Below are 11425 nucleotides of genomic sequence, written 5' to 3'. Positions count from 1 at the left end.
ACAAAATATGTAGATATTAAGGAGGAAAATTTATAATGGGTATTATCGAGAATTTAGGACTGGTTTATGCATTACTTGGAGCGGCACTGGCAGTTATCCTGGCGGGCATGGGTTCCGCTCACGGTGTTGGTATCGCCGGACAGGCGGCATCAGGCGTTGTTACGGAAGATCCTTCCAAATTCGCGAAGGTTCTGATCATCCAGCTTCTGCCTGGTACACAGGGAATCTACGGACTGCTGGTTGCATTTATCACCCTTTCCAAGATTGGTCTTCTGGGCGGATCCCCGGCTGATCTGGATGTCCGGACCGGTCTTCTGATCCTGGTAGCATGCCTGCCGGTTGCCATCGTGGGCCTGGTATCTGCGAAACATCAGGGAAGAACAGCCGTAGCGGCGATCGGTATTGTTGCGAAGAAACCGGATCAGTTTGGTAAAGCCATGCTGTTCCCGGCGATGGTTGAGACCTACGCGATCCTTTCTCTTCTGATCTCTATCCTTGGTGTTACTGCGATTCAGGTTTAGAAATGAGAAAATAAAGGAGTGCGAAGGCTTATGACTGGATTAGAGAAGATGAAAAGCCAGATCCTGGATGAAGCGGGAAAAGCGGCTGACGTAAAAGTTGCCGAAGCAAAAGCGCAGGCTGAAGAGCTGATCCAGGCGGCCCGGACAGAGGCCGCGAGGGAAGCGGAAAGCATCTCCCGGAAATCAGAGGCAGAAGTTGCCAATTACAAGGAGCGGGCCGCATCATCGATGGATCTGCAGAAGCGTTCCAGGATCCTGGAAGCAAAGCAGGCGGTGATCGCGGAAGTTCTGGATAAGGCATATGAAAAAGTTTCAACCATGGAGAAGGACGAGTATTTTTCCATGCTGCTGAAGCTGGTCGGGAAATATGCGCTGGCGCAGGACGGAGAGATCTGTTTTTCTGCGAAGGACCTGGAGAGACTGCCTTCCGGATTTGAGGAGCAGGCCGGGGAGATTGCCGCCGGAAAAGGAGGAAGTCTGAAAGTGTCCCGGGAAACCAGGGATATCCCCAACGGTTTTGTCCTGGTCTATGGAGGCGTCGAAGAGAATTGTACGCTGAAAGCGATGTTTGAAGCAAAACGAGATGAGCTGGCTGATAAGGTAAATCATTTAATATTTTCGCAGGCGTAACCAGATAGGAGGAGTAAAATGGCTGAACAATATACCTATGCGGTTGCGCGGATACGTGCCCTGGAGGTGGCGCTGTTTTCTAACAGCACCATCGATCAGCTGATCGCCTGCCAGAATTATAAGCAGTGTCTGCAGTTTCTGGAGGAAAAAGGCTGGGGCGACAGTGAGACCAGCGGTGACGCGGAAGCAATGCTGACCAGAGAAGAGGAGAAGATCTGGGAACTGGTAAGAGAGTTGTCTGTAGATATGGAGAATTTTGACGTACTTTCTTACTCCAAGCTTTTCCACAATCTGAAGGCAGCGATCAAAGAGGTGTGTACGGAAGACGGCGGGCGGCATATCTACTATGAAGATGTCTCGATTCCCGGGGAAGCCATGAAGGAAATCGTGAAAGAAAAAGATTTCGCCAGTCTGCCGGAGAATATGCGGGAAGCGGCCCAGGAAGCCTACGACTCGCTGCTGCACACCGGAGACGGACAGCTGTGCGACTGTATCATCGACCGGGCGGCGCTTGATGCCATCTATCAGGCAGGAAAGTCCGCAAAAGCAGAGATCATTCGGGATTACGCGGAGTCTACCGTAGCTGTGGCGGATATCAAGATCGCCGTACGTTCACAGAAGACCGCGAAATCAGCGGAGTTCATGCGGCGGGCAATGGCTGAATGTGACAGCATCGATGTGGAGCGCCTGTCCAGAGCGGCTCTTGCCGGGACGGACGCCCTCAGGGAATACCTGATGGGAACGACCTACGCAGGAGGAGCGGAGGCGCTGGCGGAGTCACCGTCCGCGTTTGAACGCTGGTGCGACAACCGTATTATTGAGACGATCAGTCCTCAAAAATATAACGCATTTACCATAGGTCCTGTGATCGCCTATGTAATTGCGAGACAGAATGAGATCAAGACGGTACGGATCATACTTTCCGGAAAACAGAACGATCTGCCGGAAGAGTCGATCCGGGAAAGGGTAAGGGAGATGTATGTATAAGATAGCAGTGTTGGGCGATTATGACAGTATCTATGGCTTCGCCGCGCTGGGTCTGGATACATTTCCTGTGACAGCCCAGGAGGAAGCCGGAGAAAGATTACATCAGCTTGCGGCCGAGGGATATGGGATCATCTATATCACGGAGGCGCTGGCGGCGGAATTAAAGCATGAGATGACAAGATATCAGGGACAGATCCTTCCCGCCATCATCCAGATCCCGGGTGTATCCGGGAACACCGGAGACGGCGTGCAGGGCGTGAAGAAATCGGTGGAACAGGCGGTTGGTTCCGATATCCTGTTCAGTAACTAGGAAAGGAAAGTAGAGGTGATTCGTCCATTATGAGTAGTATAGGTACGATAAAAAAAGTAGCGGGACCGCTGGTCATCGCCTCCGGAATGCGGGACGCGAACATGTCCGACGTTGTACGTGTAAGTAAGCAGCGTCTGATCGGAGAGATCATCGAGATGCACGGGGACGAGGCGTCCATCCAGGTATACGAGGAGACCTCGGGACTGGGACCCGGCGAGCCGGTAGAATCTACCGGGGCGCCTATGTCGGTAGAGCTTGGGCCTGGCCTGATCTCCAGCATTTACGACGGGATCCAGCGACCCCTTGACGATATTATGGAGATCTCGGGAAATAACCTGCAGCGGGGTGTTGAAGTAGCTGCCCTGAAGCGGGATAAGAAGTGGGACTTTGTTCCGGTGGCGAAGATCGGTGACGAAGTGGAAGCCGGCGACGTGCTGGGAACTGTCCAGGAAACTGAGATCGTACAGCAGAAGATCATGGTTCCCTACGGAGTGGAAGGAAAAGTGAAAGAGATCGCTTCCGGCGAGCATACCGTGGAAGACGTGATCGCTGTGATCGAGACCAAAGACGGGGACAAAGAGCTGACCATGGTACAGAAGTGGCCGGTAAGACGGGGACGGCCCTATGTAAAGAAGCTGCCCCTGGATGTGCCGCTGGTAACCGGACAGCGCGTAGTCGATACCTTCTTCCCCATCGCCAAGGGCGGTGTGGCAGCAGTTCCCGGGCCTTTCGGAAGCGGCAAGACCGTAATCCAGCATCAGCTGGCGAAATGGGCGGAGGCCGACATCGTGGTATACATCGGATGTGGCGAGCGTGGAAATGAGATGACCGACGTTCTGAACGAGTTCCCGGAACTGAAGGACCCCAAGACCGGGCGTTCCCTGATGGAGAGGACGGTGCTGATCGCCAATACGTCGGATATGCCGTTTGCAGCCCGTGAGGCTTCTATTTATACAGGAATCACTATCGCGGAGTATTTCCGTGACATGGGTTACTCGGTAGCCCTGATGGCAGACTCCACCTCCCGTTGGGCAGAGGCCCTTCGAGAGATGTCCGGACGTCTGGAAGAGATGCCTGGTGAGGAAGGTTACCCGGCATACTTAGGATCCCGTCTGGCAGAGTTCTATGAGAGAGCCGGACATGTGATCTCCCTTGGCAAAGACGGAAGAGAAGGTTCCCTGTCTGTAATCGGAGCCGTGTCTCCTCCGGGTGGTGATACATCTGAGCCCGTATCCCAGGCAACCCTTCGTATCGTGAAGGTATTCTGGGGACTGGATTCCAACCTGGCGTACAAGAGACATTTCCCGGCCATCAACTGGCTGACCAGCTACTCTCTGTATCTGGACAATGTAAGCGGATGGTTCAACAAGGAAGTGGCTCCGGACTGGATGGAAGACCGGCAGAAGATGATGAGCCTTCTGCAGGACGAGGCGGAACTGGAAGAGATCGTGCAGATGGTTGGTATGGACGCCCTGTCGCCGGCAGACCGGCTGAAGATGGAGGCTGCCAGATCCATCCGTGAGGACTTCCTGCACCAGAACTCCTTCCACGAGGTGGATACCTACACGCCGCTTCGCAAGCAGTACCTGATGATGAAGCTGGTGCTGGCCTTCTATGAGAAAGCGCAGGAAGCCTTAAGCGGCGGCGCTTCTATGCGGGCGCTTCTTGGAATGGAAGTCAGAGAGCGGATCGGCCGTTATAAATACACCACGGTAGACCAGATCGAGACGGAGTATGAGAAGATCATGAATGAACTTGACGCGGAAATCGCGGGCGCGTTCGGAAAGGAGGACTTCTAATGCCAAAGGAATATAGAACCATACAGGAAGTTGCCGGACCGCTGATGATGGTAAAAGGAGTTGAGGGCGTAGCCTTTGACGAGCTGGGCGAGATCGAGCTTGCCAACGGCGAGAAGCGCCGGTGCAAAGTGTTGGAAGTAGACGGAGACAATGTGGTTGTACAGCTCTACGAAAATGCTGCCGGCATCAACTTAAGCAACAGTAAAGTACGTTTCCTGGGACGGAGTATGGAGCTGGGCGTATCCGGCGACATGCTGGGCCGTGTCTTCGACGGACTGGGACGTCCCATTGATGACGGGCCGGAGATCCTTCCGGAGGAGAGACGAGATATCAACGGTCTGCCTATGAACCCGGCGGCCCGTGTATACCCGTCTGAGTTTATCCAGACCGGTGTGTCCGCTATCGACGGACTGAACACACTGGTTCGTGGACAGAAACTGCCGATCTTCTCCTGTTCCGGTCTGCCCCACAATCAGCTGGCGGCGCAGATTGCAAGACAGGCGAAGGTACTTGGCAAAGATGAGAACTTCGCCGTTGTATTCGCGGCAATGGGTATTACATTTGAAGAGTCCAACTTCTTCGTAGAATCCTTCAAGGAGACAGGCGCCATTGACCGTACCGTATTGTTTGTCAACCTGGCAAATGACCCGGCGGTAGAGCGTATCTCCACGCCTCGTATGGCGCTGACGGCGGCAGAGTATCTGGCGTTTGAGAAGGATATGCACGTACTGGTAATCCTTACTGATATTACAAACTACGCGGACGCTCTCCGTGAGATCTCCGCGGCGAAGAAAGAGGTTCCCGGACGTCGTGGATACCCTGGATACATGTACACTGACCTGGCGCAGATGTATGAGCGCGCAGGCCGTCAGAGAGGCAAGATCGGAAGTATCACCATGATCCCGATCCTGACCATGCCGGAAGACGACAAGACCCATCCTATCCCGGACCTTACCGGATATATTACAGAGGGTCAGGTAATCCTGGGCCGTGATCTGTACCGGAGAGGAATTCAGCCGCCGATTGACGTACTGCCGTCCCTGTCCCGTCTGAAGGACAAAGGTATCGGCGAGGGTAAGACGAGAGCTGACCACTCCAATACCATGAACCAGTTGTTCGCGGCGTATTCCCGTGGTAAGGATGCAAAGGAACTGATGACCATCTTAGGAGAGGCGGCGCTGACAGAGATCGACCTGATCTACGCCCAGTTCGCGGACGCATTCGAGAAGGAGTATGTAAACCAGGGATACAATACGGACCGGTCCATCGAAGAGACGCTGGAGATCGGCTGGAAGCTTCTTTCCATCCTGCCAAGATCCGAGCTGAAACGTATCGATGATAAGTTCTTAGACATGTACTACGGTAAACAATAAGGGGGTGGCGATATGGCATCTACGCAGATCACTCCTACCCGTATGGAACTGACCAGGACCAAGCGGAAACTGGCCACAGCCAGGAGGGGCCACAAGCTTCTCAAGGATAAACGTGACGAGTTGATGCGTCAGTTCCTGGACATGGCGCGGGAGAATATGGAGCTGCGCAAGAAGGTAGAAGCCGGGATCCGCTCTGCAAATAAGAACTTTGTCATCGCCAAAGCCGGAATGGATGAAGCCACGTTGAATACGGCTTTGATGGCGCCCAAACAGGAAGTCAGCCTGGGAGTCGGCAAGAAAAATGTAATGAGTGTCAATATCCCGGCCTTTGAGACCAAGACAAGGACCGCGGACGCCAACGACATTTATTCTTATGGTTTCGCGTTCACTTCCAGCGACCTGGACGGGGCGGTGAAATCTCTGGCGGACATCCTGCCGGATATGTTGAAGCTTGCAGAGACGGAGAAAGCGTGCCAGCTGATGGCGGCGGAGATCGAGAAGACCAGACGTCGTGTTAATGCGCTGGAGCACGTGATCATACCGGAGGCGCAGGAGACCATTAAGTATATCACCATGAAGCTGGACGAGAATGAGAGAAGCTCTCAGATCCGTCTGATGAAGGTGAAAGATATGATGCTGGAGGAGGCCCATCACTATAGTGAACGGGCTTAGGAAAGCAGAAGAAACATGCGGCGGCCGCACTTGATGCGGCTGCCGTTTTGTGGTTGGCCGGAGCACATTTTCGGGGGGAGGGCATATAGTTAAAGTAGATATTTTTTCCGAGGTGCAGGTAGATGAAGGAGAGACTGCCTTTCTATATGGTTTATCAGGAGCCCTTTGGCGTGGACGATGTGAGGAAAGCAAGAGAAGATTACGATTATATGAAAAGCATTTATCCGGATGCGGCAAAGAGATTGATGCCTTTTGTGGAGGAAGAATGCGACCGGCTGATGTACAACGGGAGTATGATCTACGACGAGTATCCGGACCAGCTCCAGCTGCGTCTGATGTGCAAAAGGATCTGTGAACGGGCAAAAGAGGGGGAGGAAGAGCCGGGGCAGTGGTTCCGGGATCTGGCCCAGGTGATGGTCTGCCAGGAGCTGTGCCAGCGGCGGGCCGAGTACCGGCGGTATCGGAAGACATTTTATATGGGGGCGGGAGAGACGGCCTTCCCGGTGGACGTACCAGAGAGGATATGATAGAATAGGCTGAGAAATACAGATGAAGGAGTATACTTGCGGATGGACAACATCATTTTGATCGGCATGCCGGCTGCGGGGAAGAGTACCATCGGCGTGATCATCGCGAAGCGTCTGGGCTATCAGTTTGTAGATGTGGATCTTCTGATCCAGGAGAAGGAAGGAAAGCTTCTGAAAGATATTATCGCGGAGAGAGGGATCCAGGGGTTCCTGGAGGTGGAGGATCAGGTGAATGCCGGGCTTCACGTGGAGCGGACTGTGATCTCTCCGGGCGGGAGCGTAGTTTACTGTGAGAACGCCATGAAGCATTTTAAAAAGATCGGAAAGGTGCTTTACCTTAAGGCTTCCTTTGAGACCATCAGCCGCAGGCTTAAAAATGTCCGGGGCAGGGGAGTTGTCCTGGGAGACGGGCAGACGCTGAAGGAATTGTATGATGAACGGGTGGAATTGTTTGAAAAGTATGCGGATATTACTGTCTGTGAGGATGGGCTCCATTTGGATGAAATGATCGAAAAAGTGCTGAAAACCCTTCGGGAATCGTAAAAATATTACAGAATGATTACGTGATTGTAAAAAATGTTTTACAAAGTGGAATTCTATGATATAATATCGTAGAATACGAATAAAACGTTTGGAATGTGAGAGAGTAATATCGAAGGAATTATTGAGGTGTGATATGGAGCAGTATATTATCAAAGGCGGACATCCGCTGGTAGGAGAGGTGGAGATCGGCGGGGCGAAGAACGCGGCGCTGGCGATCCTTGCGGCGGGAATCATGACGGACGAGACCGTTCATATTGAGAATCTGCCGGATGTAAATGATATTAACGTGCTTCTGGACGCGATCCAGGGGATCGGCGCTTCTGTACATCGGGTAAACCGGCATACGGTTGCCATTAATGGCAGAGGGGTTACAGATTTTAATATTGAATATGACTATATCAAGAAGATTCGGGCTTCCTATTATCTTCTGGGAGCGCTTCTTGGGAAATATAAGAGGGCGGAGGTTGCCCTTCCGGGAGGCTGCAATATCGGAAGCCGTCCCATCGACCAGCATCTGAAAGGATTCCGGGCGCTGGGAGCGGAAGTGGAGATTGAGCACGGCAAGATCATTGCTGATGCAGAGCGGCTGATCGGAAGCCACATTTATTTTGACGTGGTCAGCGTGGGGGCTACCATCAACGTGATGATGGCGGCGGCCATGGCGGAAGGGACCACCATCCTGGAGAACGTGGCTAAAGAACCTCATGTAGTGGACGTGGCCAACTTCCTGAACAGCATGGGTGCAAATATCCGCGGCGCGGGAACCGACGTGATCAAGATCCGCGGAGTGAAGACTCTGCACCGTACCGAGTATTCGGTAATTCCGGATCAGATCGAGGCGGGAACCTTTATGTTCGCAGCAGCGGCTACCAGAGGGGATGTAACAGTCCTGAACGTAATTCCCAAACATCTGGAGGCCACCGTGGCAAAGCTGGTGGAGATCGGCTGTGAGGTAGAGGAATTTGACGACGCAGTGCGGGTTGTGTCCAAGGGAGATCTGAAGAGCACTCATGTGAAGACTCTTCCCTATCCGGGATTCCCGACAGACATGCAGCCTCAGATCGGCGTAACGCTGGCGCTTTGCAGAGGAACCAGCGTGATCACAGAGAGTATTTTCGAAAACCGGTTTAAATATCTGGACGAACTGGCCAGAATGGGAGCCAATGTGAAGGTGGAAGGCAATTCCGCCACCATCGAAGGCGTGAAAGCGCTGTCAGGGGCGAGAGTCAGCGCTCCGGACCTGCGGGCTGGAGCCGCGCTTTGTATCGCCGGGCTGGCCACAGAAGGGATCACCATTGTGGACGATATCGTCTATATCCAGAGAGGATATGAGAGATTCGAAGAGAAGCTGCGCAGCATCGGCGCGCTGATCGAGAAAGTGTCTACAGAGAAAGAGATCCAGAAGTTCAAGCTGAAGGTTGGTTAAAAAGGGACAGGGTATTTTTAATTGGGGACGTGGTATTTTTAAAAATACCACGTCCCCAATTGGTATACAGGAGGATTTTAAAATGAAACAAGGGGGAGACAAGAAGCGGTACTGGATTCTTATAATTGCGTCTGTTGTCAACTTTGTGCACGGGAATCCTTACATATGGACGGTGTTTCAGCCTTATGTGAAAAAAGAATTTCATCTTTCCGACGCGGCCTCCAGCCAGCCGTTTACTATTATCATCGGGATCTTTGCTTTGGGCAATATGCTGGGAGGATGGCTGCAGCAAAAGATAGGGGCGAAGTGGACGATCCTGGCAGGGAGCGCGTTGATGTGCGCTGGGTTCGGCCTTGCGGGGATCGCGCCCTATGATATGCCCTGGCTGATCTCCCTGGGGTATGGGGCGCTGGGAGGACTTGGATCCGGCTGCGCCTTCAGTATGCTGACGGCAGTGCCCCTCCAGTGGTTTCCCGAGAAGCGGGGGCTGGTGTCGGGAATCACCGTGGGCGTTGTAGGCGTCTCAGGGATCATCATGAATCCTTTCTGTGATTTTCTGCTGGCAGGCCACGGATACCGGTTTGCCATGCTGACCATAACGGCCATTTATGGAGTGCTCTGCCTGGGCGGATTTTTCGTGGAGGACAGGCCGGATGATATGAGATCGGAGGGTCTGGATCCGGTAAGCGTGGGAACCGAGGTTGAGTCTTGTGTAAAGCAGTACCGGACCGGGGAAATGCTGCGGACCAGGACTTACTATACCATCAGCCTTACCATGGCGCTGGCGGTTCCGGCTTATGTTCTGGTGAATCCGTTGATGAAATCCCTGGGGATGGAGCGGGGGCTGACAGGCGCGGAGGCGCTCCTGGGGGTAACCCTGGCGTCTGTGGCCAATATCATCGGCCGGTTCGCTATGCCCTGGCTGTCAGACCGGGTAGGAAGAAAGGCGGTCATCCGGGGCATGTACCTTGCCGTGGCGGTAGCTGTGGTCGGTCTGGTAGCGGCAAGAGGCGGCATTTTCATTCTGCTGATCTCCGTGGTGTGCCTGGTGTACGGCGGAGTGGTCAGCGTGTTTCCGGTGGTGGTCTCCGATCATTTTGGCCTGAAATATCAGGGGATCAACTACGGGGCAGTGATGATCGGATACGGGATCGCATCAATCCTGTGCCCCTATCTGCTGGACGGCCTGGGGCTGGAGGCGTCCTTTGTGGCAGCAGGCGTGGCCTGCGTGATCGGCCTGGTGGGGACACGGTTTTTCTAAAAAGGGACAGGGTATTTTCAATCTGGGACGTGGTATTTTTAAAAATACCACGTCCCCATTGACAAATTGCACAAAAGGGTGTATAGTCTCATCCGTACATGAAAATCTAATACAGCAACTTTCTCTTATTCAGAGCAGTGGAGATACAAAGGATCTGGGAAGCTGCGGCAACCCCCGGGAGCGGGAAGGTGCCAACCTGAGCGAGCGATCGAACAATAAGAGGATTGGTTATAATGTCAGAACTATAAACAGTCCGCTTATGCGGGCTGTTTTTTCGATCATGGATACCGGTCGGAGCGGAGAAAGAATGCGGAAAGTGAGGAGAATGGAACAGATGGAGAGACGTTTATTTACTTCAGAATCAGTGACGGAGGGACACCCGGACAAGATGTGCGACCAGATCTCGGACGCGATCCTGGACGCCCTGATGGAGCAGGATCCTATGAGCCGTGTGGCCTGCGAGACCTGCACCACCACGGGAATGGTGCTGGTGATGGGTGAGATCACCACCCAGGCCTATGTGGACATCCAGAAGATCGTCCGGGACACAGTGCGTGATATCGGTTATACCAGAGGGAAATTTGGGTTTGACGCGGACACCTGCGGGGTGATCGTGGCCATCGACGAGCAGTCTGAGGATATTGCCCTGGGTGTGGACAAGGCCCTGGAGGCAAAGGAGAATAAGATGTCAGATGAGGAGCTGGGGGCCATCGGCGCCGGCGACCAGGGAATGATGTTTGGTTACGCTTCCGACGAGACGCCGGAATTCATGCCCTATCCCATCGCTCTGGCCCAGAAGATGGCGCGGAAGCTGGCCCAGGTGAGAAAAGACGGGACCCTTCCTTATCTGCGGCCGGACGGCAAGACCCAGGTGACCATCGAGTATGATGAAAATGGAGTTCCCGCCCGGGTGGATACGGTGGTGCTTTCTACCCAGCATGATCCGGACGTGACCCAGGAGCAGATCCACGCGGATATGCGCAAATATGTGATCGACGCGGTGATCCCGGAGGGGATGGCGGATGAGCGGACCAAGTATTTCATCAATCCTACGGGACGGTTTGTGATCGGCGGTCCTCACGGGGACAGTGGCCTTACTGGCCGGAAGCTGATCGTAGACACTTACGGCGGCATGGCGCGCCACGGCGGCGGCGCCTTCTCCGGTAAGGACTGTACCAAGGTGGACCGTTCCGCGGCCTACGCGGCCCGGTATGTGGCCAAGAATATTGTGGCGGCAGGACTTGCGGGGAAATGTGAGATCCAGCTGTCCTACGCCATCGGCGTGGCCCATCCTACGTCCATCATGGTGGATACCTTCGGCACCGGCGTCGTGGCTGACGAGAAGATCGAGCAGGCTGTGGAGAAGGTCTTCGACC

12 protein-coding genes and 1 riboswitch are annotated in these 11425 nt (G+C 53.8%); all 12 genes read left to right on the top strand.

Features of this window, described 5'->3' with window-relative positions; genetic code table 11:
• Positions 1-35 precede the first annotated feature (35 nt).
• Entirely contained in the window at positions 36-521 is a 486-nt protein-coding gene (locus tag ACML7B_RS04770) for a V-type ATP synthase subunit K (protein ID WP_418539499.1), read from the top strand.
• Positions 522-551: 30 nt separating this feature from the next.
• The gene (locus ACML7B_RS04765; RefSeq protein WP_346707518.1) at positions 552-1151 is read left to right on the top strand and encodes a V-type ATP synthase subunit E; all 600 of its coding nucleotides are present in this window, start codon (positions 552-554) and stop codon (positions 1149-1151) included.
• An 18-nt stretch (positions 1152-1169) separates the two neighbouring features.
• A complete protein-coding gene (locus ACML7B_RS04760) occupies positions 1170-2138 on the top strand; it encodes a V0D/AC39 family V-type ATPase subunit (protein ID WP_418539498.1) in 969 nt (322 codons plus the stop codon).
• Positions 2131-2448, top strand: a complete 318-nt coding sequence (locus tag ACML7B_RS04755) for a V-type ATP synthase subunit F (RefSeq protein WP_418539497.1) — start codon at positions 2131-2133, stop codon at positions 2446-2448. The genes ACML7B_RS04760 and ACML7B_RS04755 overlap by 8 nt, the downstream gene beginning before the upstream one ends.
• A gap of 29 nt (positions 2449-2477) precedes the next feature.
• On the top strand, positions 2478-4247 hold the full coding sequence (locus ACML7B_RS04750; RefSeq protein WP_418539496.1) for a V-type ATP synthase subunit A: 1770 nt from the start codon (positions 2478-2480) through the stop codon (positions 4245-4247).
• The gene (locus tag ACML7B_RS04745) at positions 4247-5620 is read left to right on the top strand and encodes a V-type ATP synthase subunit B (RefSeq protein ID WP_106789623.1); all 1374 of its coding nucleotides are present in this window, start codon (positions 4247-4249) and stop codon (positions 5618-5620) included. Before ACML7B_RS04750 ends, ACML7B_RS04745 begins: the two co-directional genes overlap by 1 nt.
• Before the next feature lie 12 nt (positions 5621-5632).
• The gene (locus ACML7B_RS04740; protein ID WP_418539495.1) at positions 5633-6292 is read left to right on the top strand and encodes a V-type ATP synthase subunit D; all 660 of its coding nucleotides are present in this window, start codon (positions 5633-5635) and stop codon (positions 6290-6292) included.
• Positions 6293-6414: 122 nt separating this feature from the next.
• Positions 6415-6819 (top strand): hypothetical protein, encoded by a 405-nt coding sequence (locus ACML7B_RS04735; RefSeq protein WP_418539494.1) that lies wholly within the window; start codon positions 6415-6417, stop codon positions 6817-6819.
• Between the two features lie 42 nt (positions 6820-6861).
• Positions 6862-7362, top strand: a complete 501-nt coding sequence (locus ACML7B_RS04730) for a shikimate kinase (protein ID WP_418539493.1) — start codon at positions 6862-6864, stop codon at positions 7360-7362.
• A gap of 133 nt (positions 7363-7495) precedes the next feature.
• Complete coding sequence (locus ACML7B_RS04725; protein ID WP_418539492.1) at positions 7496-8788, top strand: UDP-N-acetylglucosamine 1-carboxyvinyltransferase; 1293 nt, start codon at positions 7496-7498, stop codon at positions 8786-8788.
• An 82-nt stretch (positions 8789-8870) separates the two neighbouring features.
• Positions 8871-10049 carry an MFS transporter gene (locus ACML7B_RS04720; protein WP_418539491.1) on the top strand — a complete coding sequence of 393 codons (1179 nt, stop codon included), beginning with the start codon at positions 8871-8873 and terminating at the stop codon, positions 10047-10049.
• 122 nt (positions 10050-10171) lie between these two features.
• Positions 10172-10271: riboswitch (SAM riboswitch) on the top strand.
• A 112-nt stretch (positions 10272-10383) separates the two neighbouring features.
• Positions 10384-11425, top strand: a 1042-nt coding sequence (metK, locus tag ACML7B_RS04715) for a methionine adenosyltransferase (RefSeq protein WP_418539490.1), incomplete at its 3' end; no start/stop codon positions are given.

This window comes from Massilistercora timonensis (genome assembly GCF_048354975.1).
GTDB lineage: Bacteria > Bacillota > Clostridia > Lachnospirales > Lachnospiraceae > Massilistercora > Massilistercora timonensis.
The sequence above is the reverse complement of the archived record's forward strand: the minus strand, read 5'-3'. Positions and strand labels throughout refer to the sequence as shown.